We start from the raw sequence: 24,975 nt of genomic DNA, 5'->3' as shown, positions 1-24,975 counted from the left end.
GTCAGAGCGCCTGGGTAAAAGTACGTGAAATAACATCCTGTTGCTGTTCACGGGTCAGTGCGTTGAAGCGCACGGCGTAGCCAGAGACACGGATTGTCAGGTTAGGATATTTTTCCGGGTGCTCGATGGCATCCAGCAGCATTTCCCGATTCATTACGTTGACGTTGAGGTGTTGACCGCCTTCGACATCCGCTTCGTGGTGGAAATACCCATCCAGCAGGCCGACAAGGTTGGTTTTACGTACTGGATCTTCTTTGCCCAGCGCCGCAGGAACGATTGAGAAGGTGTACGAGATCCCATCTTTGGCGTAGGTGAACGGCAGTTTCGCCACCGACGTCAATGAGGCCACGGCACCTTTGCGGTCACGACCATGCATCGGGTTAGCGCCCGGCGCGAACGGTGTTCCGGCGCGACGACCGTCCGGCGTATTACCGGTTTTCTGGCCGTACACCACGTTAGAAGTGATAGTCAGAATCGACTGGGTAGGGACGGCGTTGCGATAGGTTGGCAGCGCTTTAATTTTCTTCATAAAGCGTTCAACCAGGTCGCAGGCAATGCTGTCTACGCGCTCGTCGTTGTTGCCGTACTGCGGATATTCACCGTCGATTTCAAAGTCCACCGCCAGGCCGTTTTCGTCACGGATTGGTTTCACGCGGGCATATTTGATGGCAGACAGGGAGTCCGTCGCCACCGACAGGCCCGCGATGCCGCATGCCATAGTGCGATAGACATCACGATCGTGCAGCGCCATCAGCGAAGCTTCGTAGCTGTACTTGTCGTGCATGTAGTGAATGATATTCAGCGCGCTGATGTACTGCACCGCCAGCCAGTCCATGAAGTGATCGAGGCTGTCCATCACTTTGTCGTAATCCAGCACGTCGTCCATCAGCGGTGCTGTTTTCGGCCCGACCTGAATCTTCAGCTTCTCGTCCACCCCGCCGTTAATTGCGTAGAGCAGCGTTTTCGCCAGGTTAGCGCGTGCACCAAAGAACTGCATTTGCTTACCAATCACCATTGGGCTGACGCAGCAGGCAATCGCGTAATCGTCGCTGTTGAAGTCAGTACGCATCAGATCGTCATTTTCATACTGCAAGGAAGAGGTGACGATCGACACCTGCGCGGCATATTTTTTGAAGGCAATCGGTAATTCTTCCGACCAAAGAATGGTCAGGTTAGGTTCCGGTGCCGGCCCCATAGTGTGCAGGGTGTGCAAATAGCGGAAGGAGTTTTTGGTCACCAGCGTACGACCGTCCAGCCCCATCCCGCCGATCACTTCCGTCGCCCAAATTGGGTCGCCGGAGAACAGCGAATCAAATTCCGGTGTACGCAGGAAGCGTACCATACGGATCTTCATGATGAAGTGATCGATCAGTTCCTGTGCCTGCTGCTCATTGAGTACGCCAGCTTTAAAGTCGCGCTCAATGTAGATATCGAGGAACGATGCCGTGCGGCCCAGCGACATCGCGCCGCCATTTTGCGATTTCACTGCCGCCAGATAAGCGAAGTAGAGCCACTGCACCGCTTCCTGCGCATTCTGCGCCGGGCGAGAGATATCAAAGCCATATTTCGCCGCCATTTCCTGAATCTGCAACAGCGCATGACGATGCTCTGCCAGCTCCTCACGCAGACGGATGGTGGCTTCCAGATCCTCGCCTTTTTCCAGACGAGACTGGAGATCGGCAAATTGCAGTTCGCGTTCACGTACCAGATAACTGATGCCATACAGCGCTACGCGGCGATAGTCACCGATAATGCGCCCACGGCCATAGCCATCTGGTAAACCGGTCAGCACGCCAGATTTACGGCAGCGCAGCATATCCGGTGAGTAAACATCAAATACGCCCTGGTTATGGGTTTTACGCAGATCGGTAAACAGATATTCAAATTCACTGTCCATTTCACGGCCATAGGCGTGGAATGAACTTTTAATCATATTAATGCCACCGAACGGGTGTAGCGCACGTTTCAACGGCGCATCCGTTTGCAGGCCAACAATTTTTTCCAGCGGCTGGTTAATATATCCCGCATCATGAGCGGTAATTGTGGTGGCAATATTGGTATCGAAATCAACCGGCGCGTGGGTTGCATTTTCGATACGGATGCCTTCCATTACTTTTTCCCACAATTCCGTGGTGGCAGGCGTCGCTTCGGCGAGGAAAGATTCATCGCCTTCATACGGTGTATAGTTATGTTGAATAAAATCGCGGACATTAATTTCGTTTTTCCAGTCCGTACCTTTAAAGCCAAGCCATGCGTCGGCGTACAGCTTATCGCTGGTATCAATATCTACCTTCATGAAAAATAATCTCTCTACAATACTTCAACTAAATTATGCAAATTCTGCGGGCGCGTTAACTTTGCCTAAATGAATGGCATCCAAAGCAATCATTTTTTCTTCGTTAGTCGGAATAACGGCACAAATGACACGCGCATTTTCACTGGAAACAATTCGCTCACCACAGGAGTTAGAGCGATTATTCATTTCTGTATCAATCTCTACGCCTAATACAGCCAAATGTTCCATGACCAGACGACGAATTAAGCTTGAATTCTCTCCTATTCCGCCGGTGAATATAATTCCATCCAGGCGACGTAATGAAGCTGCGTGTCCGGCAATATGACGGGCAATTCGGTGAACAAAGGTTTTAATTGCCAGTTGCGCGCGTTCGTGACCTTCATGCCAGGCTTTTTCCAGAACACGTAAATCCGAAGAAAGACCGGAAATACCTAATAATCCCGACTCTTTATTCACTACGCGTTCCAGGTCACCCAGGCTCTGGTTGGTTTGGCTGGCGACCCAGGACATCGCACCAAAGTCGACATCGCCACTGCGGGTACCCATCATCAAGCCTTCCAGCGGCGTCATTCCCATTGAAGTATCAACACTCTGACCGTTGCGAACCGCGCAGATTGACGCGCCATTGCCAAGATGCGCCACAACCAGGCCGGAGTCATCTTCCGCCAGATTCAGCAGCGAATGTGCGCGCTGGGAAACATAGCGGTGCGACGTGCCGTGGAAACCATAACGGCGTACACCTAACTCTTCATAATATTTCCACGGCAGGCCGTATAAATAAGCTTCCGGAGCCATCGTCTGGTGGAAACTGGTATCAAATACCGCCACCTGAGTTACGCCCGGAAATAATTGCTGCGCCGATTCAATACCACTTAAATTGGCGTAATTATGCAGGGGTGCCAGTGGAGAAACGCGACGGATATTATCAATGACTTCATCGGTAATAATGGCGGACTCGGTAAAAATACTGCCGCCGTGAGCGATGCGGTGGCCAATTAAGGCCACACTGTCATTTAAATTCCGTTTTTCCAGTTCAAATGCAATTGCCTTCAATGCACCTTCGTAGCTGTGGTGAGCCAGCGGTGCTGGCTCTCCCCCATTTACGGATAAGAATGCATTTTCCGAGTTAATACCGTCGGCAATACCTGACATTAATACTTCACAGTCGCTGGCATCGAGTACGGAAAACTTAATCGAAGACGAACCACAGTTAATAACCAAAACAACCGGAAATTCATTCATCTCTTTTCTCATCCTGAGTTACGGATTAAAACAGTTTGTATACGATGTTCAGGATGGTCAGCAGACCAATCACGGTAACAAACACGTTATCCAGACGACCACGGTATTTCGCCAGAGACGGCGCTTTACGGATGGCATACATCGGCAACAGGCACAGCAGGGATGCGATAATCGGTGCGCCCATGGCTTCAATAAGGTCGAGGATGTTCGGGTTGGCGTAGGCAACAACCCAGGTGGAGCCCATGATGAAGATCATGCTGATAGTGTTCAGTTTACCCAGCGACACTTTAGTTTTGTTGCCTTTATAACCGAACTTCAGAATCAGACCATTCAAGCCTTCCAGCGTCCCCAGATAGTGACCGAAGAAAGATTTGAAGATAGCCACGAGTGCGATGATGGAAGCCGCATATTCCAGTGTAATCGCGAACGTTGTTTTGGTACCGGTCATGGACGCAAAGTGGTTAGCCAGATAAGAAAGCACTGGAATATTCTGCGCTTTGGCTTCCGCCATGTTGGCCGGAGACAGCGTAAACAGGCAGCTAAAGGCAAAGAACATCACCACTGCAACCATCAGCATGCTGGCACGAGAAATGATTTGGGAACATTTACGTTCGGTGAAGTCGCGACCGAAGTCTTTCTCATACTCTTCACGTTTAGAAACCACGAAGGAAGAGACGATTGGCGAGAAGTTAAAGGAGAAAACCATGATGGAAATCCCCAGCCAGACAGTGATCAGGATACCGTCATGACCGGTTAACGACAGCGAACCGAGGTCAACCTGGTCGATAACTGCAGAGTTCCAGTAAGGGATCAGCGACAGAGAAATCAGCACCAGGCTGGCGATAAACGGCCATACCAGGTAGCTCATCACTTTAACCATCAGATCCTTACCAAACCAGATGACGAAAGCCATCAGCAGCAACAGGAACAGCGCCACAAAGCCGCGATTCAGCGGTGCAAATCCGAGCTGGTTTTCCCAGAACGTCATAAAGGTATTGGTAATAGTAACGCCATAAATCCACAGCAGTGGGCAAATCGCGAAGAAGTACAGGAACGTGATAACCACGCCGCCAGTTTTACCAAAATGCTCTTCCACCGTTTCCGTAATGTTGCCGGAAGGGTTAGAGCCAGAAAGACACAGACGCGCCAGCGCCCGGTGGCAATAAAATGCGATGGGGTATGCCAATACCAACATCAGAAGAATCGGGATCAGTCCGCCAAAACCTGCGCGGATAGGGAAGAACAGCACCCCGGCGCCGATTGCCGTACCAAACAAGCCTAACGTCCATGTGGTATCTGATTTACGCCAGGACGATTGTTTTGTCTGGCTGGATACAATGCTATCTGAAGTACTCATATCCTATCCTCAACGAATTAATTAAGCGTCAACGAAACCGGTGATTTGAGAGACGCGAGAAAGATCGATATTGCCGCCGGAAATAATACTGACGGTTTTTCTGTTTTGAATATATTGGTCTAATTTACCGCTTAATAATGCAGCACATGCCAGAGCGCCTGCGCCTTCGGTGACGACTTTATTGCGCTGAATTAAGGCAATCATACTGTTTCTGATTTCGTCTTCGCTGACCAGCACGATGTCATCGACTAATTCACGAACGATTTCGTAAGTTAAATTACCCGGGCGGGAGACATCACAACCATCCGCCAGGGTGCCGGTAGTTCGGTGCGTGGTTATTTCTCCGGAGTGGAAAGAAGCCGCCATGCCGTGAACGTTTTCTGACTGTACGCCAATAACACGAATGGTCGGGTTAATAGATTTAATTGCCACCGCAATACCAGCAATTAAACCACCACCACCAATTGGCACAATCACGTTATCGACATCATAGAGATCTTCCATAATTTCCAGACCAATCGTTCCCTGGCCAGCAATCACTTTCGGATCATCGTAAGGTGGGATAAAAATACGACCTTCCATTTCGACAATTTCGCTCACTTTAGCGATAGTGTCGTTGAAATTATCACCATGCAGAACGACTTCTGCGGAGTAGTCGCACGTTGCCGCTACTTTGGATTTTGGCGCACCTTTTGGCATCACCACTTTACCGTCGATACCCAGCATCGCGCAGGAGAGCGAAACCCCTTGCGCATGGTTGCCCGCAGAACAGGCCACTACACCTTTACGTTTTTCCGCATCAGTCAGTGAACTTAATTTATTAAATGCGCCACGAATTTTAAATGAACCCGTACGCTGCATATTTTCAAACTTCAGGAATATTTCACCTTTGCAACGTTCACTAAAATAGTTTGAGCGAGGCATGCCTGTTTTATAAATTCGCCCAGCCAGTCGTTGTTTCGCTTCAATAATGTCATCAATAGCAACCGGCAGATCGTATGTAATATGCATTATAAAACCTCTTCGCCTGAATTAAATATGTAGGTAACCGTAACCGACACCTGCAAAACAGACAGGTGGATTATTTATGTTTAAATAAAAACAAATAACTAACCAACTTCTATTAATTGCCTTCGTCTACACCCATTATAAGATGAATACTCTTTGGCTAATTCCACCAAAACCGATGCTGCTTTTTTAATACGATAATTTTTCGACCATACCGCGGCATATTGTGCCACAGGTAATGTTTCTTCAACCGGAATAGTAATAAATTGATTTGAACCAAAAGGTGACGTCATATCACAAGGAATTACAGTTAAGAAATCAGCATTGAGAACAAGATTATAAATTGTCACGACTGAGTCGGTTTTAACGATGTTTTCAATACTGATGCCATTTCTTTGTAACGTAGTAAGAAGCTCGCTGTAGTACCCCATATTGGTTTGTGGCAACACCCACTGTTCGTTCTTCAACGACTCCAGCGTGGTGGTGCCGGTGCATGTTCGGGACTTACTGGCTACCAGCACAAACTCGGACTCGAACAGCGGCTCAACATGTAAATCCTGAAGCTTCATTTCTGCACTTAACGTACCAATCGCAAAATCCAGTCGACCGTCGCGGATTGCCGGTAAGAACGAAGACAGTTGCGCTTCATACATAGAAACCTGCGCTTTCGGGAACACCTCTTTGAACTTGTTGATCATCCCTGACATAAAAGTAAAACCAATCAATGAAGGAAAACCAAATGAGACTTCCACCACCGCCTCAGAAGACATACCGCTTATCTCATTAACCATATTTTTCATTTCACGGGTAATGGATTCGGAACGGGAGAGTAACAATTGACCGGCAGGTGTTAATGTTACACCGGTATTTTTCCGCACCACTAATTCCACACCAAAATAATCTTCAATATCGTTAATGATTTTACTGACGGCTGGTTGAGTTAACCCTAATTCTTTTGCAGCCGAGCCGATAGAGCCACTTCTAATGACTTCCTGAAAGACTACCAGGTGCTGCGTTTTCGGAAGAAGAATAGTGCTCATAACGACCTACGTTAATTACCTCATTGACGGCATGAAGTGTATCAAAATGAAATGAACAGGATATGTGCGACCACTCACAAATTAACTTTCAATACTTTCCAGGGTATCGTTATTACAATTAAATACCTTTAAATATCAACAAGTTAAAGCATAAAAATCAGCATAAACCCTGATTTTTGTCAAAAAAAATGACGGGGATAACCATATTTTATGGCGATAACATCATTCGTTATGTGGTTAATACAAAAAAGGGGCTGAGACCATATTTCAAGCAATTACCGGATAATTACCAGGCAAAATTTGAGTTAAATTTAATGAGCAAGTTCTCAAATTTTATTATAAATAAACCATTTTCAGCGATAAATACTGCGGCACGTCACATTTTTTCACGCTATTTGTTGGAGAACAAACATTTATTTTATCAATATTTTAAAATTTCGAATACAGGTATTGATCATCTCGAACAATTGATTAACGTCAACTTTTTCTCTTCTGACAGGACGTCATTTTGTGAATGCAATCGTTTTCCATAAATTCTTCTCCCCTCATAGGCGACGAATAGCATTTTGTGTTGAGGATCACAAAACGAATAATTGCTGATCGCCGCGATAAGGTCAGACAAAGACAACAAGGGAAATTTTCACAGAGCTTTTGATCGGCGTAGGCCACAGAATGTTGCTTCGTTTACTGTAACGCCGGGTAAATGAGCGTTTTTTGATAGTGCGAAAGAACCCTGCGAGGAAAATAAGCATCTATTATTGTTTGTCATGATGACAAGGCAGGCATCAATGAAAGGCTTCCCAATTGCACATATTTTTCACCCTTCAATCCCACCAATGCACGCAGTGGTTAACAATCACAATAGAAATATTGATTATTGGACGGTAAAAAGAAAGTTTGCAGAAATTGTCTCCACCAATGACGTTAATAAAATTTACAGTATAAGTAATGAACTGCGGAGAGTATTATCTGCAATTACTGCATTGAATTTCTATCAAGGCGATGTTCCTTCTGTAATGATCCGAATCCAACCGGAAAATATGAGTCCATTCATCATAGATATTTCTACAGGGGAACATGATGATTATATCATACAAACATTAGATGTAGGCACTTTTGCACCTTTTGGCGAACAATGTACTTGCTCAGCCGTCAATAAAAAAGAGCTGGAATGTATTAAGGAGACGATTTCTAAGTATTGTGCAAAATTCACCCGAAAAGAAGCCATCTTAACACCCCTTGTGCACTTTAATAAAACCAGCATTACTTCAGATTGTTGGCAAATTCTCTTTTTTTCACCCGATCATTTTAATAATGATTTTTATTGATTATTTATAAAGGATAAAATAATGTTCCCTGTTTCATCAATTGGTAATGATATTAGTAGTGATTTAGTCCGTCGAAAAATGAATGACATTCCTGAAAGCCCAACAGGAAATAACCTCGAAGCACTAGCACCAGGTATAGAAAAACTAAAACAGACCTCTATTGAAATGGTCACTTTACTTAACACGTTACAACCTGGTGGAAAATGCATTATCACTGGTGATTTTCAAAAAGAATTAGCGTACTTACAAAATGTAATTCTTTATAATGACTCGTCTCTTCGTCTGGATTTTTTAGGTTATAACGCCCAAATTATTCAACGATCGGACAATACCTGCGAACTTACCATTAATGAACCATTAAAGAACCAGAAAATATCCACAGGCAGTATCAATGTTAATTGTCCATTGAAATATATTTACAATGAAATCAGGAGGTTGAACGCAATCTTTAGTTGTGGAACTGGAGATATCGTTGATCTATCCTCTCTGGACTTACGTAATGTCGATTTAGATTATTATGATTTCACAGATAAACATATGGCTAATACTATTTTAAATCCTTTTAAATTGAACTCAACAAATTTTACTAATGCCAACATGTTTCAGGTTAATTTTGTTAGTTCAACACAAAACGCCACAATCTCCTGGGATTATTTACTAAAAATAACGCCTGTTTTAACAAGCATTAGCGATATGTATTCTGAAGAAAAAATTAAGTTTGTCGAAAGTTGTTTAAATGAGCTTGGAGATATTACCGAAGAACAATTAAAAACTATGAGATTTGCAATTATAAAATCTATACCAAGAGCAACTCTTACAGATAAATTAGAAAATGAATTAACAAAAGAAATATATAAAAGCTCATCGAAAATCAATAATTGCTTGAACAGAATTAAATTACCAGAGATGATAGATTTCTCATCAGAAAAAATACATGATTATATCGACATAATCATTGAAGATTATGAAAATATAAAAGAAAATGCTTATCTGGTAATTCCCCAAATTAATTATACTATGGATTTAAACATAGAAGACTCTAGCTCAGAAGAGTTACTTTCAGATAACACCCTCGAGAAAGACGAAAATTCTCCGGACAATGGTTTTGAGGTCGGGGAATATAACACATATGAAGCATATAACTCAGAGAATCAATATTTTACCAGAGAGGACTATACGTATAATTACGACCTTTTAAATGCAATATAGACTTAATAACTTCTTACAAAGTCTATTATTAATACCGTAGATATTTATTCATCTTACCCTGTGCACCAAAAGCAAAAACTCACTGACGCGGGTTTGAAACTGATGGCAACCGCAAAAATGCCTGATGCGCTACGCTTATCAGGCCTTGTATTATCCCTCCAGTGCAGAGAAAATCGGCCAGTTTTCTCTGCCTGCAGTCCGCATGCCGTATCGGGCCTTGGGTTCTAACCTGTTGCGTAGATTTATGCAGCGGACTGCCTTTCTCCCAAAGTGATAAACCGGACAGTATCATGGACCGGTTTTCCCGGTAATCCGTATTTGCAAGGTTGGTTTCACTATGGAACATGAACTTCATTATATCGGTATCGACACCGCTAAAGAGAAACTGGATGTCGATGTGTTGCGTCCTGATGGTCGTCATCGCACCAAAAAATTCGCTAACACCACTAAAGGGCACGATGAGCTGGTGAGCTGGCTGAAAGGTCACAAGATTGACCATGCGCATATCTGCATCGAAGCGACCGGCACCTATATGGAACCTGTCGCTGAGTGCCTTTACGATGCTGGCTACATAGTGTCAGTCATTAATCCTGCGCTGGGTAAAGCTTTCGCTCAGAGTGAAGGACTGCGTAACAAGACTGATACCGTGGATGCGCGCATGCTGGCAGAGTTCTGTCGTCAGAAGCGCCCTGCAGCCTGGGAAGCGCCTCACCCGCTTGAACGCGCGTTGCGTGCCCTGGTAGTCCGCCACCAGGCGCTGACAGATATGCACACGCAGGAACTGAATCGCACTGAAACGGCGCGGGAAGTCCAGAGACCGAGCATTGATGCTCACCTTCTGTGGCTTGAAGCAGAGCTGAAGCGTCTTGAGAAGCAGATAAAAGACCTGACAGACGATGATCCGGATATGAAACACCGCAGGAAACTGCTGGAAAGCATCCCGGGTATCGGAGAGAAAACATCTGCGGTATTGCTGGCTTATATCGGTCTGAAGGACCGCTTCGCCCATGCCAGACAGTTCGCCGCTTTTGCGGGTCTGACACCACGGCGTTATGAATCAGGTAGCAGTGTGAGAGGGGCGAGCCGGATGAGTAAGGCCGGACATGTGTCGCTTCGCAGGGCGTTGTATATGCCCGCAATGGTAGCCACCAGTAAGACTGAGTGGGGACGGGCGTTCCGCGACCGTCTGGCGGCTAATGGCAAGAAAGGAAAGGTGATTCTCGGCGCGATGATGCGCAAGCTGGCACAGGTGGCGTATGGAGTGCTGAAGTCAGGCGTGCCGTTCGATGCGTCACGGCATAATCCGGTAGCGGCGTAAAAATCGCGGAAGGGATGAAAAAAACAGCGCCTGACGGCGCTGTGTCTGGCATGCCTGCAATCCGGGAAACCGGACCAGGAAAAAACTTGCAGGCCATAACAGTATCTACGCCATCTCTGCAATATATTGAATTTGCGTGCTTTTGTAGGCAGGATAAGGCGTTCACGCCGCATCCGGCATGAATAAAGCGCACTCAACAATCTGAAACCCGCCGGAACGGTTTATTACGTACATCAGGTGAAACTGACCGATAAGCCGCTTTCTTTTGGGTATAGCGTCGTGGACAGTCATTCATCTTTCTGCCCCTCCAAAAGCAAAAACCCGCCGGTTTACGCTGGCGGGTTTTCGTTAAATCAGGTGAAACTGACCGATAAGCCGGGTTCTGTCGTGGACAGTCATTCATCTAGGCCAGCAATCGCTCACTGGCTCAAGCAGCCTACCCGGGTTCAGTACGGGCCGTACCTTATGAACCCCTATTTGGCCTTGCTCCGGGTGGAGTTTACCGTGCCACGGACTGTTACCAGCCGCGCGGTGCGCTCTTACCGCACCCTTTCACCCTTACCTGATCCCGCTTGCGCGGGCCATCGGCGGTTTGCTCTCTGTTGCACTGGTCGTGGGTTTCCCCCCCAGGCGTTACCTGGCACCCTGCCCTATGGAGCCCGGACTTTCCTCCCCTCCGCCCGTCTCCCCCGAAGAGGACGACGACGAAGCGGCGACTGTCTGGTCAGCTTCGGCGCGCAGTATAGAGGGTTTGCGCGCCCTTGTCACCCCGCGTTGCGCATTCCAATCGCCAGTGTCGCGGCGATATTACGTGAAGCACGGCAGATATTGTCATAAGCCCCGCGGAATGCTTCGTCCAACGTACCAATGCTGGTCAGTACGCTGAAGACAGCATCAATGCCATGCTGATGTACAACGCCAACATCATCGGTCAGGCTACCCGCAATGCCAATCACCGGTTTATGGTACTTCTTCGCCACGTTTGCGACGCCAATCGGTACCTTGCCGTGAATACTCTGGCTGTCAATACGCCCTTCACCGGTGATCACCAGCGTACAATCGTGAATATGCTCCTCCAGATTCAGCGCCGTAGTGACGATTTCAATACCACTTTTCAGTTCCGCACCAAGAAACGCCATTAGCGCCGCGCCCATACCACCCGCAGCTCCTGCGCCGGGGACATCTTTCACATCAACATGCAGCGCTTTTTTAATGACCTCGGCATAGTGAGAGAGGTTATTGTCCAGCTCAACAATCATCGCTTCACTGGCTCCCTTTTGTGGGCCAAAGATGCGCGATGCGCCGTTATCGCCCACCAGCGGATTGGTGACATCACAAGCGACGCGAATGACGCAATCTTTTAAGCGCGGATCGAGGCCGGAAATATCAATATCATTCAGAGTATTAAGACTACCGCCGCCAAAACCAATTTCATTGCCGTTGGCGTCGCATAATTTCGCCCCCAGCGCCTGTACCATGCCTGCGCCGCCATCATTTGTAGCGCTACCGCCAATGCCGATAATAATGTTTGTCGCGCCGCTCTCCAGCGCCTGCAGGATTAACTCGCCTGTGCCGCGTGAAGTGGTCACGAGTGGATCGCGTTTTTCCGCAGGTACCAGCTCCAGCCCACTGGCCGCCGCCATTTCAATAAACGCGGTTTTGCCATCGCCGGAGATCCCCCAACTGGCATTCACTTTCTCGCCCAGCGGCCCTGTAACCCAGGCGTGACGTTCAGAACCCTGGGTGGCTGCAATCATCGCTTCCACCGTTCCTTCGCCACCGTCGGCAACCGGAATAGAAACGTACTGTGCATCAGGAAAAATTTCCCGAAATCCTTTTTCTATCGCCTGCGCAACCTCGCTGGCAGATAAACTTTCTTTATAAGAGTCTGGGGCGATTACGATTTTCATACCTATGCCTGTTACCACATGACGCCGGAGGGCGTTTCTCTTATTCGGCCTGGATTCCAGGCCCGGATTGCAATACGCCATCCGGGCACGACGTCATTAACGAGTAACTTCGACTTTCGCCAGTTTTTCGTAGTAGCACGCCAGGGCGCTATGATCCGCCGTTCCTAAACCATCTGCTCGCAGTGCCTGCATCATCTCCATAACCGCAGCTGTGAGCGGCAGTTGCGCGCCGACGCCGTGGGAAGTATCCAGCGCATTTGCCAGATCCTTAATATGCAGATCAATACGGAAGCCCGGCTTGAAGTTGCGGTCCATCACCATCGGCGCTTTGGCATCCAGCACGGTACTGCCCGCCAGTCCACCGCGAATTGCCTGATACACCAGGTCCGGGTTAACGCCCGCTTTGGTTGCCAGCGTTAGCGCTTCTGACATCGCGGCAATATTCAGCGCCACAATGACCTGATTTGCCAGTTTGGTGACGTTACCTGCACCGATTTCCCCGGTATGCACCACGGAACCCGCCATCGCTTTCATCAAATCATAGTATTTGTCGAAAATAGCCTTGTCGCCGCCCACCATCACTGACAGCGTACCGTCGATGGCTTTCGGTTCACCGCCGCTCACCGGAGCATCCAGCATATCAATGCCTTTCGCTTTCAGCGCTTCGCTGATTTCACGGCTTGCCAGCGGTGCGATAGAACTCATATCGATCAATACCGTACCTGGCTTCGCGCCTTCAATAATGCCATTCTCACCCAGCGCCACCTCTTTCACATGAGGGGAGTTTGGCAGCATGGTTATGATGACGTCGCACTGTTCAGCGATCGCTTTAGCCGTAGACGCTGTTTCTGCACCTGCAGCAATCACGTCAGCAATAGCTTCTGGGTTACGGTCAGCAACCACCAGCGAGTAACCTGCTTTCAGAAGGTTTTTACTCATTGGTTTACCCATAATCCCCAGGCCAATAAAACCAACTTTCATAGTCATATCAATCATCTCTCTTGTTGCGGTGGTGGTTATTTTTTAAAGGTATCAGCCAGTTTCTGAGTGGCAGAGCGGAAGACGCCAAGATCGCTGCCGACAGCCACAAACGTCGCGCCCCATTCCAGATAACGACGCGCATCGGCTTCGACCGGCGCGAGAATACCGCTGGGTTTGCCGTGCGCACTGGCACGGTTAAAAATGTGCTGAATTGCTTTTTGTACATCCGGGTGCGAGGCATTGCCGAGATGGCCTAATGCCGCAGCCAGATCGCTGGGGCCGACGAAGATACCGTCTACACCTTCGGTAGCGGCAATGGCATCGACGTTATCTACGCCCTGCTGACTTTCTATCTGGACCAGAATGGTGATGTTCTTGTTCGACTGAGCGAAATAATCCGCCACGGTGCCAAACATATTGGCGCGGTGAGAAACGGAGACGCCGCGAATGCCTTCCGGTGGGTAACGGGTTGATGCCACCGCCTGCTCTGCTTCCTCTTTTGTTTCTACAAAAGGAATCAGGAAGTTATAGAAACCGATATCCAGAAGACGCTTAATAATTACCGGCTCGTTGGTCGGCACTCGCACTACTGGCGCGCTGGCGCTGCCTTTCAGGGCCATTAACTGCGGAATAAACGTGGAGATATCGTTTGGCGCATGTTCGCCATCCAGCACCAGCCAGTCAAACCCAGCCAAACCAAGAACTTCAGTGCTAATCGGGTTAGAGAGTGCTGACCAGCAACCAATTTGTACCTGTTTCGCAGCCAGTGCGGCTTTGAATTTATTCGGGAAAACATCGTTATTCATCGCTTATACCTTTGCTTATTTCTGCAATTCCATACGTTTAATGTCGCCAACTACGAAGAGGTAGCAGACCATCGCCATCAGCGCTGAACATCCCACGAAAACCAGTGCTGCATTGAAGGAGTGCAGTTCACTTACCAGGTAGCCAATCACCAGTGGAGTGACAATGGAGGCAACATTGCCAAAGACGTTAAAGACGCCGCCACAGAGGCCAACAATCTCTTTCGGCGCGGTGTCAGAAATCACCGGCCAGCCCAGAGCACCAAATCCTTTGCCAAAAAAAGCCAGCGCCATCAGCATGACCACCAGCGTGGTGTTGTTGGTGTAGTTACATAAGATGATGGTGGAAGCCAGCAACATTCCCAGCACAATCGGTAGCTTACGTGCCAGGGTCAGGGATAAACCGCGTTTGATCAGATAATCCGAGAAGACACCTCCCAGCACGCCGCCCGCAAAACCACACAGTGCCGGAATCGAGGCGACCAGACCCACTTTCAGAATCGACATGCCTTTTTCCTGCACCAGATAAATCGGGAACCAGGTGAGGAAGAACCAGGTGATGGTGTTGATAAAATATTGTCCGAAAAATACGCCCAACATCATGCGGTTAGAGAGCAATTGCTTGATGTAATGCAGTTTGGGACCGCTTGCTGCCGCGCTGCCCGGCTTTTTGTGGTCCATATCGACCACCGCGCCATTTTCAGAGATAAACTTCAGCTCTTCCGCAGACATACGTGGGTGATCTGTCGGGTTATGAATCAATTTGATCCACAGCGCCGTCAGCACAAAACCAATCACCCCCATAACGGTAAAGACGTGCTCCCAGCCCCAGGCGAAAGTCAGCCAGCCAAGCAGAGGCGAAAAGAGCGCCAGCGAGAAATATTGCGCCGAGTTAAAGATGGCGGAGGCAGTACCACGTTCTTTCGTCGGGAACCAGGCGGCGACAATACGGGCGTTCGCCGGGAATGATGGCGCTTCCGAGAAGCCGAGCATAAAGCGCATAAAGAACATGGAGATCCCTGCCCAGGCCAGCGGGAACATATCAACAAAGCCTTGCAGGAAAGTGAATAGCGACCAGAAAAAGAGGCTATAGGTATAAACTTTTTTCGAGCCAAACTTATCAAGCAGCCAGCCGCCGGGGATTTGCATCAGCAAGTAGGCCCAGCCAAAAGCAGAAAAGATGTAACCCATCGAAACCGCACTTAACTGCAACTCTTTTGCCACTTCGGTACCAGCAATAGACAGCGTTGCACGATCGGCGTAGTTAACGGCGGTAACAATAAAAATAATCAGTAATATTAAATAGCGGGTATGCACGCCTTTCTTTTTTTCGTCAACGGTGTCCAGAATCATTTTATTTACCTCGGGTACTTATGCTGATTTTTATTATTATGGGGAAGGTGTTATTTATGAGTTTCATTTATGCCGTAACGGCAATGAACTCGGGAATTAGTATAAGCAGCGCGAGAATAATAATCATTGTGCAAATGCTAATTTAATTAATGCTATTTAAATATTATTTTGAGCATATGCACATAAGGTTGCGCGCTAAAGCACAGATTTGCGCTTTACCTTGCCGGGCGGCACTGCAATCCCTGAAATGATTGACATTGATCACATTTCTGCGTTTAAACTCCTGACATTCTTATTTCACCCAATGAAGTCATTTATTTTTAAATGAGACCAGGTCCTCATTTTAATAACCCCTGGCTGGAGAATATAGTACAATGGCCAACATCGAAATCAGACAAGAAACGCCAACTGCGTTTTATATAAAAGTTCACGACACAGATAATGTGGCAATTATTGTTAATGATAATGGCCTGAAAGCAGGAACGCGTTTTCCGGATGGACTGGAATTAATTGAACATATTCCCCAGGGGCATAAAGTCGCATTGCTGGACATTCCGGCTAATGGTGAAATTATTCGTTATGGTGAAGTGATTGGTTACGCCGTGCGTGCAATCCCACGCGGAAGCTGGATCGACGAATCAATGGTTGTACTACCGGAAGCGCCGCCGTTACACACGCTGCCACTGGCAACCAAAGTCCCGGCCCCCTTACCGCCGCTGGAAGGATACACCTTTGAGGGCTATCGCAATGCCGATGGCAGCGTGGGCACCAAAAACCTGCTCGGCATCACCACCAGCGTCCACTGTGTGGCAGGCGTGGTGGACTATGTAGTAAAAATCATTGAACGCGATCTGCTACCGAAATACCCGAACGTCGATGGCGTGGTGGGGCTGAATCATTTGTACGGCTGTGGCGTGGCGATTAACGCACCGGCGGCAGTTGTGCCTATTCGTACCATCCACAATATTTCGCTGAACCCTAACTTTGGCGGCGAAGTAATGGTGATTGGTCTGGGTTGTGAAAAGTTGCAGCCTGAGCGCCTGCTGGTCGGCACGGATGATGTGCAAGCTATTCCAGTAGAAAGCGCCAGCATTGTCAGTTTGCAGGATGAAAAGCATGTCGGTTTTCAGTCCATGGTCGAGGATATTTTGCAGGTCGCCGAACGCCATCTACAAAAACTGAATCAACGTCAGCGAGAAACCTGTCCGGCTTCAGAACTGGTTGTCGGCATGCAGTGCGGTGGCAGCGATGCCTTTTCTGGCGTAACGGCAAACCCGGCGGTTGGCTATGCGTCTGATCTACTGGTGCGCTGCGGCGCAACGGTGATGTTCTCAGAAGTCACGGAAGTGCGTGACGCGATCCATCTGCTGACACCACGCGCAGTGAACGAAGAGGTCGGCAAACGGCTGCTGGAGGAGATGGAGTGGTACGATAACTATCTCAATATGGGAAAAACCGACCGCAGCGCCAACCCTTCGCCGGGCAACAAGAAAGGCGGTCTGGCAAACGTGGTAGAGAAGGCACTCGGCTCCATTGCTAAATCGGGTAAAAGCGCAATTGTTGAAGTGCTGTCGCCCGGTCAACGCCCGACTCAACGCGGATTAATTTACGCCGCGACGCCAGCCAGCGATTTTGTCTGTGGCACGCAACAGGTGGCTTCGGGTATCACCGTGCAAGTGTTTACGACCGGTCGTGGTACGCCGTACGGCCTGATGGCGGTACCCGTCATTAAAATGGCGACCCGCACCGAGCTGGCGAACCGCTGGTTTGATTTAATGGATATTAACGCGGGCACTATCGCCACCGGCGAAGAAACCATTGAAGAGGTGGGCTGGAAGTTGTTCCACTTTATTCTCGACGTCGCCAGCGGGAAGAAGAAAACCTTCTCGGATCAATGGGGGCTGCATAACCAGCTGGCAGTGTTTAACCCGGCACCGGTGACCTGATTTCTTTTGGAACGTCCCTCGCAAAACATGGCCTTAGTGCCATGTTTTTATTGTTTAAAGCCCCCACGTCCATTAATAATGCATTTGCATTACCTTAGTTCAAGCTTATAATTTGAGCAGAAAACAGGCTGTAAAAGGACAGTGAATCATGCCCGCTAATGCTCGCTCTCACGCTGTACTGACCACTGAATCAAAGGTCACGATACGCGGACAAACAACTATCCCCGCGCCAGTGCGTGAGGCCTTAAAACTGAAGCCAGGCCAGGACAGCATTCATTACGAAATTCTGCCTGGTGGGCAAGTCTTTATGTGCCGACTGGGAGATGAACAGGAGGATCATACTATGAATGCATTTTTGCGTTTTCTGGATGCAGATATCCAGAACAACCCGCAAAAAACTCGTCCATTCAACATTCAACAAGGAAAGAAACTTGTCGCTGGCATGGACGTCAACATTGATGATGAGATTGGCGACGACGAATAATGGATTTTCCACAAAGGGTTAATGGTTGGGTGCTATATGCTCATCCCTGTTTTCAGGAAACCTACGACGCTTTAGTTGCCGAAGTCGAGACATTAAAGGGAAAAGATCCTGAAAATTATCAGAGAAAAGCCGCCACAAAGTTATTGGCGGTAGTCCATAAAGTGATTGAGGAGCATATCACGGTCAATCCATCATCACCGGCATTCCGTCATGGCAAGTCGTTAGGCTCTGGGAAAAATAAAGACTGGTCACGGGTAAAATTTGGTGCTGGTCGTTATCGTCTCTTCTTTCGTTATAGTGAAAAAGAGAAAGTCATCATTCTGGGATGGATGAACGATGAAAACACTCTGCGCACCTACGGTAAAAAAACAGATGCCTATACCGTATTCAGCAAAATGTTAAAAAGAGGACATCCTCCTGCCGACTGGGAAAGCTTCACCCAAGAGACAGAAGAAAACCATTGATGGTGTTCACAATGCCCGCCGAACGTATTCGTGTTGACCAGCGGGCACCCTTTCTCACTCCCCGACCAGAATCACTTCAACCCCAGCCTTTCGCAGTCCTTCCAGACTATCCGCAGGAATGCCTTCATCAACAATGATCATGTCGATACGTTGAGTATCAATGATCTTATGTAAACTGGAACGATTGAATTTACTGGAATCGGTGACCACGATGATCCGTTCCGCAACTTCGCACATCCGACGGTTTAAACGGGCTTCATCTTCATTATGTGTGCTGACGCCGCGCTCCAGATCGATCGCATCTACACCAAGAAACAGCATATCGAAGTGGTAATTTTGCAGCGATTGCTCAGCCTGATCGCCGTAAAAAGATTGCGACTGACGGCGCAAATGCCCGCCGGTCATCAGCAGCTCAACGCCTTCCGCTTCCAGCAACGCATTAGCCACGTTCATACCGTTGGTCATCGCAATTACGTCAGTGTGCTTACGCATCAGACGAGCAATCTCAAAAGTGGTAGTCCCGGAATCGAGGATCACCCGATGACCAGGCTGAATCAACTCAACGGCAGCTTTCGCAACGCTGCGTTTCATCGCGGTGTTCAGCGCGCTTTTATCTTCCACTGATGGCTCGACTGACGGCGTCGTGCTATCGCAGATCAACGCGCCACCATAGGCACGCACAGCGATCCCCTGCTTTTCCAGAAACGCCAGATCATTGCGGATCGTCACAGTAGATACGCCATACAATGCCGACAGATCGTTAACCTGCACACTCCCTTGCTGTCGCAGACGCTGAATGATCTGTTCTCGTCGCTCGCTGGTGCCAGTCACTCGCTTCTCACCTGAAGCGTCGGTATTACTCATAGTAAGTCCTTTCGTAAAACTTTCGTTTCATTTCGTTTTGCCTATTAACGCCTTTCTATTAAGCAAATGCAAGCCCACCTTGCCCATTGACGCAAGCTACTCTCGTTTCAGTGACTTTCATTATGTTTCTTTTGTGAATCAGATCAGAAAACTATTATCTTTCGTTTTATTTTTATCTCACCATGACGCAGTATCAACTGAAACAAAACGAAAGATTAATATCGCAGTAATCTGAACTGGAGAGGAAAGTGAAACATCTGACAGAAATGGTGAGACAGCACAAAGCGGGCAAAACAAATGGAATTTATGCCGTTTGTTCCGCACATCCGCTGGTGCTGGAGGCTGCAATCCGCTACGCCAGTGCAAACCAAACGCCGTTACTGATTGAAGCAACCTCCAATCAGGTAGACCAGTTCGGCGGTTATACCGGAATGACGCCCGCCGATTTTCGCGGCTTTGTTTGTCAGCTCGCCGACTCGTTGAATTTCCCGCAGGATGCGTTGATTCTGGGTGGTGACCATCTGGGGCCAAACCGCTGGCAAAACCTGCCGGCCGCTCAGGCAATGGCCAATGCCGATGATTTGATTAAAAGCTACGTTGCGGCAGGATTCAAAAAAATCCACCTTGATTGCAGCATGTCCTGTCAGGACGATCCGATTCCCTTAACTGATGACATCGTGGCTGAACGCGCCGCCCGTCTGGCGAAAGTGGCGGAAGAAACCTGTCTTGAACACTTTGGCGAAGCCGATCTGGAGTATGTCATTGGTACCGAAGTGCCGGTACCTGGCGGCGCGCATGAAACCTTAAGCGAGCTGGCGGTCACCACGCCGGATGCCGCCCGCGCCACGCTGGAAGCCCATCGTCACGCCTTTGAAAAGCAAGGTTTGAATGCCATCTGGCCACGCATCATTGCCCTGGTGGTTCAACCCGGCGTCGAATTCGATCACACCAACGTTATTGATTATCAGCCCGCCAAAGCGAGCGCCTTAAGCCAGATGGTCGAAAACTACGAAACGCTGATTTTCGAAGCGCACTCTACCGATTATCAAACGCCGCAATCGCTGCGCCAGCTGGTGATTGACCACTTTGCCATTCTGAAAGTTGGCCCAGCGCTGACCTTCGCCCTGCGTGAAGCTCTGTTCTCTCTGGCGGCGATTGAAGAAGAACTGGTGCCAGCGAAAGCCTGTTCTGGTCTGCGTCAGGTGCTGGAAGACGTGATGCTCGACCGCCCGGAATACTGGCAAAGCCACTACCACGGTGACGGCAACGCGCGTCGTCTGGCGCGTGGTTATAGCTACTCGGATCGCGTGCGCTATTACTGGCCGGACAGCCAGATTGATGACGCTTTCGCTCATCTGGTTCGTAATCTGGCGGATTCACCAATTCCGCTACCGCTCATCAGCCAGTATCTGCCGCTGCAATACGTGAAAGTTCGCTCCGGCGAGCTGCAACCGACGCCACGGGAACTCATTATCAACCATATTCAGGACATCCTGGCGCAGTACTACACAGCCTGTGAAGGCCAATAAGCAAAACAAAGAGGAACACGCTATGCCAAATATTGTTTTAAGCCGGATTGATGAACGCTTGATTCACGGTCAGGTCGGCGTTCAGTGGGTCGGATTTGCGGGGGCAAATCTGGTGCTGGTAGCCAACGATGAGGTTGCCGAAGATCCGGTACAACAAAACCTGATGGAAATGGTACTGGCAGAAGGGATCGCCGTACGTTTCTGGACGCTGCAAAAAGTTATCGACAACATTCATCGCGCCGCCGATCGACAGAAAATCCTGCTGGTTTGTAAAACACCCGCCGATTTCCTGACGCTGGTGAAAGGTGGCGTTCCGGTGAATCGCATTAACGTTGGCAATATGCACTACGCCAATGGCAAACAACAAATCGCCAAAACGGTTTCTGTGGATGCGGGCGATATCGCAGCATTTAACGACCTGAAAGCCGCTGGGGTGGAATGCTTCGTTCAGGGCGTCCCGACAGAGCCTGCTGTGGACCTCTTTAAATTACTTTGAGGGATTCATCATGGAAATCAGCCTGTTGCAGGCATTTGCGTTGGGCATTATCGCCTTTATCGCTGGCCTGGATATGTTTAACGGCCTAACACATATGCACCGCCCGGTGGTCCTCGGCCCGTTGGTCGGGCTGGTACTTGGCGATCTGCATACCGGAATTTTAACCGGCGGTACGCTGGAACTGGTGTGGATGGGGCTGGCCCCGCTGGCGGGCGCACAGCCGCCTAACGTGATTATCGGTACTATCGTCGGCACGGCGTTTGCCATTACTACTGGCGTGAAACCCGATGTCGCGGTCGGTGTCGCCGTACCTTTCGCTGTCGCAGTACAGATGGGGATTACCTTCCTGTTCTCGGTGATGTCTGGCGTGATGTCTCGCTGCGACCGGATGGCGGAGAACGCCGATACTCGCGGCATTGAACGCGTGAACTATCTGGCACTGCTGGCACTCGGCACTTTCTATTTTCTCTGCGCTTTCCTGCCTATCTACTTCGGCGCGGAACATGCAAAAACCATCATTGATGTCCTGCCGCAACGATTAATCGACGGCCTCGGCGTCGCGGGCGGCATCATGCCAGCAATCGGTTTTGCCGTGCTGCTGAAAATCATGATGAAAAACGTCTACATCCCCTACTTCATCCTGGGCTTTGTTGCCGCAGCCTGGCTCAAGTTACCGGTGCTGGCTATTGCTGCCGCTGCGCTGGCGATGGCGCTGATCGACCTGCTGCGTAAATCTCCTGAACCGACTCAACCTGCGGCACAGAAAGAGGAATTTGAAGATGGCATCTAATCAAACCACCCTGCCGAACGTCAGTGAAAACGAAGAAACATTGCTGACTGGCGTCAATGAAAACGTGTATGAAGATCAGAGCATTGGCGCGGAGCTGACGAAAAAAGATATCAACCGCGTCGCCTGGCGTTCCATGCTGTTACAAGCGTCTTTTAACTACGAACGTATGCAGGCTTCTGGCTGGTTGTACGGTCTGCTGCCTGCTCTGAAAAAGATCCACACTAATAAACGCGACCTGGCGCGCGCCATGAAGGGGCATATGGGTTTCTTCAATACCCATCCGTTTCTGGTGACATTTGTTATCGGCATTATCCTTGCGATGGAGCGTTCTAAGCAGGACGTTAACAGTATTCAGAGCACCAAAATTGCCGTCGGTGCGCCGCTCGGCGGGATTGGCGATGCAATGTTCTGGCTAACGCTACTGCCGATTTGTGGCGGGATAGGCGCAAGCCTTGCGCTACAAGGCTCTATTCTTGGCGCAGTCGTATTTATTGTGCTGTTCAACGTGGTACACCTGGGGCTGCGTTTTGGTCTGGCGCATTATGCTTACCGCATGGGCGTGGCGGCGATTCCACTCATTAAAGCGAATACCAAAAAAGTCGGCCATGCTGCGTCTATCGTTGGGATGACGGTAATCGGCGCGCTGGTGGCAACCTATGTTCGTTTAAGCACCACGCTGGAAATCACAGCGGGCGACGCAGTGGTTAAGTTACAGACTGATGTTATTGACAAACTGATGCCTGCCTTCTTACCGCTGGTCTACACCTTGACCATGTTCTGGCTGGTACGCCGCGGCTGGAGTCCGCTGCGTCTGATTGCAGTTACCGTGGTTCTCGGCATCGTCGGTAAATTCTGCCATTTCCTTTAAATACAATGAGGTATTAGATGTTAAGTATTATTTTGACAGGGCATGGCGGGTTTGCCAGCGGCATGGAAAAAGCAATGAAGCAAATTCTCGGTGAGCAATCGCAGTTTATCGCCATCGATTTTCCGGAAACCTCAAGCACCGCGCTGCTTACATCGCAGCTTGAAGAGGCCATCGCCCAACTGGATTGTGAAGACGGCATTGTTTTTCTGACGGATTTGCTGGGCGGCACGCCGTTTCGCGTAGCTTCAACGCTGGCGATGCAAAAACCGGGCTGTGAAGTGATCACCGGCACCAATTTGCAACTGCTACTGGAGATGGTGCTGGAGCGCGAAGGATTAAGCGGTGAAGAATTCCGTGTACAGGCGCTGGAGTGTGGACACCGAGGGCTGACCAGTCTGGTGGACGAGTTAGGCCGCTGCCATGAAGAATGTCCGGTCGAGGAAGGAATATGACACACGTTCTGCGCGCCAGAAGGCTGCTGACTGAAGAGGGATGGCTCGATGACCATCAGTTGCGTATTGCTGACGGTGTCATCGCAGCAATCGAACCGATTCCAGTGGGCGTGACTGAACGCGATGCGGAACTGCTCTGCCCCGCTTACATCGACACCCATGTACACGGTGGTGCGGGCGTTGATGTAATGGATGACGCGCCGGATGTACTCGACAAGCTGGCAATGCACAAGGCACGCGAAGGTGTCGGCAGTTGGTTGCCGACTACCGTAACCGCGCCGCTTAACAGCATTCATGCGGCGCTGAAACGTATTGCTCAACGTTGCCAACGCGGCGGACCTGGTGCGCAAGTGCTGGGGAGTTATCTCGAAGGACCGTACTTCACGCCGCAGAATAAAGGCGCGCATCCGCCGGAATTGTTTCGCGAGCTTGAAATTGCCGAGCTGGATCAATTGATTGCCGTTTCTCAGCACACCTTACGCGTGGTAGCGCTGGCACCGGAAAAAGAGGGGGCATTGCAGGCCATCCGCCATCTTAAACAGCAAAATGTACGAGTGATGCTGGGGCATAGCGCGGCGACCTGGCAACAAACTCGCGCCGCGTTTGATGCTGGTGCCGACGGCCTGGTGCATTGCTATAACGGGATGACAGGTTTACATCACCGCGAACCGGGAATGGTTGGCGCGGGATTAACGGACAAGCGCGCCTGGCTGGAACTGATAGCCGATGGTCATCATGTGCATCCGGCGGCGATGTCGCTGTGTTGTTGCTGTGCAAAAGAGAGAATCGTGCTGATCACCGACGCGATGCAGGCAGCCGGGATGCCGGATGGTCGCTATACGTTATGTGGCGAAGAAGTGCAGATGCACGGTGGCGTTGTCCGTACCGCGTCCGGTGGGCTGGCGGGCAGTACGCTGTCTGTTGATGCGGCAGTGCGCAACATGGTCGAGTTGACGGGCGTAACGCCTGCGGAAGCCATTCATATGGCATCGCTGCATCCGGCGCGAATGCTGGGTGTTGATGGTGTTCTGGGATCGCTTAAACCGGGCAAACGCGCCAGCGTCGTTGCGCTGGATAGCGGGCTACATGTGCAACAAATCTGGATTCAGGGTCAATTAGCTTCGTTTTGATGGTTTGCTCCATTATTGGGCCTTCACTTCCCCCGTAAGGCCTTTCTTTTTCTTTCTTTTTGATCTGTGCAGCGGTGTCGGATGCGACGCTAACGCGTCTTATGCGA

23 protein-coding genes and 1 other RNA gene are annotated in these 24,975 nt (G+C 49.3%); 13 read left to right on the top strand and 11 right to left on the bottom strand.

The genetic code is table 11. From position 1 onward, the window contains the following. Position 1: 1 nt before the first annotated feature. The 5 genes from tdcE to tdcA all read right to left on the bottom strand — a co-directional run bounded on the left by tdcE (position 2) and on the right by tdcA (position 6,943). Positions 2-2,296, bottom strand: coding sequence for a 2-ketobutyrate formate-lyase/pyruvate formate-lyase (tdcE, locus tag HGD79_RS18955; protein WP_000861734.1), 2,295 nt, complete (start codon positions 2,294-2,296; stop codon positions 2-4). A gap of 33 nt (positions 2,297-2,329) precedes the next feature. Further along, on the bottom strand, positions 2,330-3,538 hold the full coding sequence (gene tdcD, locus HGD79_RS18950) for a propionate kinase (protein ID WP_001297162.1): 1,209 nt from the start codon (positions 3,536-3,538) through the stop codon (positions 2,330-2,332). Between the two features lie 25 nt (positions 3,539-3,563). Then, positions 3,564-4,895, bottom strand: coding sequence for a threonine/serine transporter TdcC (gene tdcC / locus HGD79_RS18945; protein ID WP_168848472.1), 1,332 nt, complete (start codon positions 4,893-4,895; stop codon positions 3,564-3,566). A gap of 21 nt (positions 4,896-4,916) precedes the next feature. Continuing rightward, positions 4,917-5,906 carry a bifunctional threonine ammonia-lyase/L-serine ammonia-lyase TdcB gene (gene tdcB, locus HGD79_RS18940; protein ID WP_000548347.1) on the bottom strand — a complete coding sequence of 330 codons (990 nt, stop codon included), beginning with the start codon at positions 5,904-5,906 and terminating at the stop codon, positions 4,917-4,919. A 98-nt stretch (positions 5,907-6,004) separates the two neighbouring features. Then, positions 6,005-6,943, bottom strand: a complete 939-nt coding sequence (gene tdcA, locus HGD79_RS18935; RefSeq protein ID WP_000104211.1) for a transcriptional regulator TdcA — start codon at positions 6,941-6,943, stop codon at positions 6,005-6,007. Between the two features lie 314 nt (positions 6,944-7,257). On the opposite strand from tdcA, the gene tdcR reads away from it, so the two are divergent. From tdcR to HGD79_RS18915, 4 genes are all read left to right on the top strand, one after another. Further along, on the top strand, positions 7,258-7,476 hold the full coding sequence (gene tdcR / locus HGD79_RS26725) for a transcriptional activator TdcR (RefSeq protein ID WP_001390702.1): 219 nt from the start codon (positions 7,258-7,260) through the stop codon (positions 7,474-7,476). Positions 7,477-7,731: 255 nt separating this feature from the next. Next, complete coding sequence (gene yhaB, locus HGD79_RS18925) at positions 7,732-8,271, top strand: protein YhaB (protein WP_000675745.1); 540 nt, start codon at positions 7,732-7,734, stop codon at positions 8,269-8,271. Between the two features lie 21 nt (positions 8,272-8,292). Beyond that, complete coding sequence (locus HGD79_RS18920; protein WP_000484546.1) at positions 8,293-9,480, top strand: YhaC family protein; 1,188 nt, start codon at positions 8,293-8,295, stop codon at positions 9,478-9,480. 337 nt (positions 9,481-9,817) lie between these two features. Continuing rightward, on the top strand, positions 9,818-10,798 hold the full coding sequence (locus HGD79_RS18915; protein WP_000399648.1) for an IS110-like element IS621 family transposase: 981 nt from the start codon (positions 9,818-9,820) through the stop codon (positions 10,796-10,798). Between the two features lie 355 nt (positions 10,799-11,153). On the opposite strand, the gene rnpB is transcribed toward HGD79_RS18915, so the two are convergent. From rnpB to garP, 5 genes are all read right to left on the bottom strand, one after another. Beyond that, an RNA gene (gene rnpB, locus HGD79_RS18910) (RNase P RNA component class A) lies at positions 11,154-11,530 on the bottom strand. Positions 11,531-11,562: 32 nt separating this feature from the next. Then, entirely contained in the window at positions 11,563-12,708 is a 1,146-nt protein-coding gene (garK, locus tag HGD79_RS18905) for a glycerate 2-kinase (protein ID WP_001297158.1), read from the bottom strand. 96 nt (positions 12,709-12,804) lie between these two features. Continuing rightward, positions 12,805-13,695: a 2-hydroxy-3-oxopropionate reductase gene (gene garR, locus HGD79_RS18900; RefSeq protein ID WP_001303675.1), complete on the bottom strand. Its 891-nt coding sequence runs from the start codon at positions 13,693-13,695 to the stop codon at positions 12,805-12,807. A 29-nt stretch (positions 13,696-13,724) separates the two neighbouring features. Further along, positions 13,725-14,495: a 2-dehydro-3-deoxyglucarate aldolase gene (gene garL / locus HGD79_RS18895; protein WP_001058227.1), complete on the bottom strand. Its 771-nt coding sequence runs from the start codon at positions 14,493-14,495 to the stop codon at positions 13,725-13,727. A 15-nt stretch (positions 14,496-14,510) separates the two neighbouring features. Then, positions 14,511-15,845: a galactarate/glucarate/glycerate transporter GarP gene (gene garP / locus HGD79_RS18890; RefSeq protein WP_000599636.1), complete on the bottom strand. Its 1,335-nt coding sequence runs from the start codon at positions 15,843-15,845 to the stop codon at positions 14,511-14,513. Between the two features lie 374 nt (positions 15,846-16,219). On the opposite strand from garP, the gene garD reads away from it, so the two are divergent. The 3 genes from garD (at position 16,220) to yhaV (ending at position 18,739) form a co-directional block, all read left to right on the top strand. Beyond that, entirely contained in the window at positions 16,220-17,791 is a 1,572-nt protein-coding gene (garD, locus tag HGD79_RS18885; protein WP_024243610.1) for a galactarate dehydratase, read from the top strand. 148 nt (positions 17,792-17,939) lie between these two features. Beyond that, positions 17,940-18,275 carry a type II toxin-antitoxin system antitoxin PrlF gene (gene prlF / locus HGD79_RS18880; protein ID WP_001307405.1) on the top strand — a complete coding sequence of 112 codons (336 nt, stop codon included), beginning with the start codon at positions 17,940-17,942 and terminating at the stop codon, positions 18,273-18,275. Then, positions 18,275-18,739, top strand: coding sequence for a type II toxin-antitoxin system ribonuclease toxin YhaV (gene yhaV, locus HGD79_RS18875; protein ID WP_000347279.1), 465 nt, complete (start codon positions 18,275-18,277; stop codon positions 18,737-18,739). The genes prlF and yhaV overlap by 1 nt, the downstream gene beginning before the upstream one ends. 54 nt (positions 18,740-18,793) lie before the next feature. Here the strand turns inward: yhaV and agaR are convergent, their stop codons facing one another. Next, positions 18,794-19,603, bottom strand: coding sequence for an aga operon transcriptional regulator AgaR (gene agaR / locus HGD79_RS18870; RefSeq protein ID WP_000072187.1), 810 nt, complete (start codon positions 19,601-19,603; stop codon positions 18,794-18,796). A 248-nt stretch (positions 19,604-19,851) separates the two neighbouring features. Here agaR and kbaZ point away from each other — a divergent pair, with 248 nt between their 5' ends. From kbaZ to nagA, 6 genes are read left to right on the top strand one after another with little or no spacing between them, the layout of a single operon-like run. Continuing rightward, the gene (kbaZ, locus tag HGD79_RS18865; RefSeq protein ID WP_000681921.1) at positions 19,852-21,132 is read left to right on the top strand and encodes a tagatose-bisphosphate aldolase subunit KbaZ; all 1,281 of its coding nucleotides are present in this window, start codon (positions 19,852-19,854) and stop codon (positions 21,130-21,132) included. Positions 21,133-21,154: 22 nt separating this feature from the next. Beyond that, entirely contained in the window at positions 21,155-21,628 is a 474-nt protein-coding gene (agaV, locus tag HGD79_RS18860; RefSeq protein ID WP_001295547.1) for a PTS N-acetylgalactosamine transporter subunit IIB, read from the top strand. Between the two features lie 10 nt (positions 21,629-21,638). Continuing rightward, on the top strand, positions 21,639-22,418 hold the full coding sequence (gene agaW / locus HGD79_RS18855) for a PTS N-acetylgalactosamine transporter subunit IIC (protein ID WP_000406214.1): 780 nt from the start codon (positions 21,639-21,641) through the stop codon (positions 22,416-22,418). Further along, positions 22,408-23,286 (top strand): PTS N-acetylgalactosamine transporter subunit IID, encoded by an 879-nt coding sequence (agaE, locus tag HGD79_RS18850; RefSeq protein WP_001298758.1) that lies wholly within the window; start codon positions 22,408-22,410, stop codon positions 23,284-23,286. Before agaW ends, agaE begins: the two co-directional genes overlap by 11 nt. A 17-nt stretch (positions 23,287-23,303) precedes the next feature. After that, positions 23,304-23,738, top strand: coding sequence for a PTS galactosamine/N-acetylgalactosamine transporter subunit IIA (gene agaF, locus HGD79_RS18845; protein ID WP_000948824.1), 435 nt, complete (start codon positions 23,304-23,306; stop codon positions 23,736-23,738). Then, positions 23,735-24,868 carry an N-acetylglucosamine-6-phosphate deacetylase gene (gene nagA, locus HGD79_RS18840; protein ID WP_001349995.1) on the top strand — a complete coding sequence of 378 codons (1,134 nt, stop codon included), beginning with the start codon at positions 23,735-23,737 and terminating at the stop codon, positions 24,866-24,868. The genes agaF and nagA overlap by 4 nt, the downstream gene beginning before the upstream one ends. The last annotated feature ends 107 nt before the right edge of the window (positions 24,869-24,975 follow it).

Source organism: Escherichia sp. SCLE84 (assembly GCF_012584495.1).
Classification (GTDB): domain Bacteria; phylum Pseudomonadota; class Gammaproteobacteria; order Enterobacterales; family Enterobacteriaceae; genus ECMA0423.
This window is presented reverse-complemented; position numbering and strand designations above follow the sequence as displayed.

Coding starts and splice junctions, on each gene's coding strand:
- garK (WP_001297158.1), bottom strand. CDS start 12,708: ATGAAAATCGTAATCGCCCCAGACTCTTATAAAGAAAGTTTATCTGCC.
- agaW (WP_000406214.1), top strand. CDS start 21,639: ATGGAAATCAGCCTGTTGCAGGCATTTGCGTTGGGCATTATCGCCTTT.
- tdcB (WP_000548347.1), bottom strand. CDS start 5,906: ATGCATATTACATACGATCTGCCGGTTGCTATTGATGACATTATTGAA.
- yhaV (WP_000347279.1), top strand. CDS start 18,275: ATGGATTTTCCACAAAGGGTTAATGGTTGGGTGCTATATGCTCATCCC.
- garR (WP_001303675.1), bottom strand. CDS start 13,695: ATGACTATGAAAGTTGGTTTTATTGGCCTGGGGATTATGGGTAAACCA.
- tdcE (WP_000861734.1), bottom strand. CDS start 2,296: ATGAAGGTAGATATTGATACCAGCGATAAGCTGTACGCCGACGCATGG.
- agaF (WP_000948824.1), top strand. CDS start 23,304: ATGTTAAGTATTATTTTGACAGGGCATGGCGGGTTTGCCAGCGGCATG.
- prlF (WP_001307405.1), top strand. CDS start 17,940: ATGCCCGCTAATGCTCGCTCTCACGCTGTACTGACCACTGAATCAAAG.
- tdcR (WP_001390702.1), top strand. CDS start 7,258: ATGAGCAAGTTCTCAAATTTTATTATAAATAAACCATTTTCAGCGATA.
- agaR (WP_000072187.1), bottom strand. CDS start 19,603: ATGAGTAATACCGACGCTTCAGGTGAGAAGCGAGTGACTGGCACCAGC.
- agaV (WP_001295547.1), top strand. CDS start 21,155: ATGCCAAATATTGTTTTAAGCCGGATTGATGAACGCTTGATTCACGGT.
- garL (WP_001058227.1), bottom strand. CDS start 14,495: ATGAATAACGATGTTTTCCCGAATAAATTCAAAGCCGCACTGGCTGCG.
- HGD79_RS18915 (WP_000399648.1), top strand. CDS start 9,818: ATGGAACATGAACTTCATTATATCGGTATCGACACCGCTAAAGAGAAA.
- agaE (WP_001298758.1), top strand. CDS start 22,408: ATGGCATCTAATCAAACCACCCTGCCGAACGTCAGTGAAAACGAAGAA.
- nagA (WP_001349995.1), top strand. CDS start 23,735: ATGACACACGTTCTGCGCGCCAGAAGGCTGCTGACTGAAGAGGGATGG.
- tdcD (WP_001297162.1), bottom strand. CDS start 3,538: ATGAATGAATTTCCGGTTGTTTTGGTTATTAACTGTGGTTCGTCTTCG.
- tdcC (WP_168848472.1), bottom strand. CDS start 4,895: ATGAGTACTTCAGATAGCATTGTATCCAGCCAGACAAAACAATCGTCC.
- garP (WP_000599636.1), bottom strand. CDS start 15,845: ATGATTCTGGACACCGTTGACGAAAAAAAGAAAGGCGTGCATACCCGC.
- HGD79_RS18920 (WP_000484546.1), top strand. CDS start 8,293: ATGTTCCCTGTTTCATCAATTGGTAATGATATTAGTAGTGATTTAGTC.
- tdcA (WP_000104211.1), bottom strand. CDS start 6,943: ATGAGCACTATTCTTCTTCCGAAAACGCAGCACCTGGTAGTCTTTCAG.
- garD (WP_024243610.1), top strand. CDS start 16,220: ATGGCCAACATCGAAATCAGACAAGAAACGCCAACTGCGTTTTATATA.
- yhaB (WP_000675745.1), top strand. CDS start 7,732: ATGAAAGGCTTCCCAATTGCACATATTTTTCACCCTTCAATCCCACCA.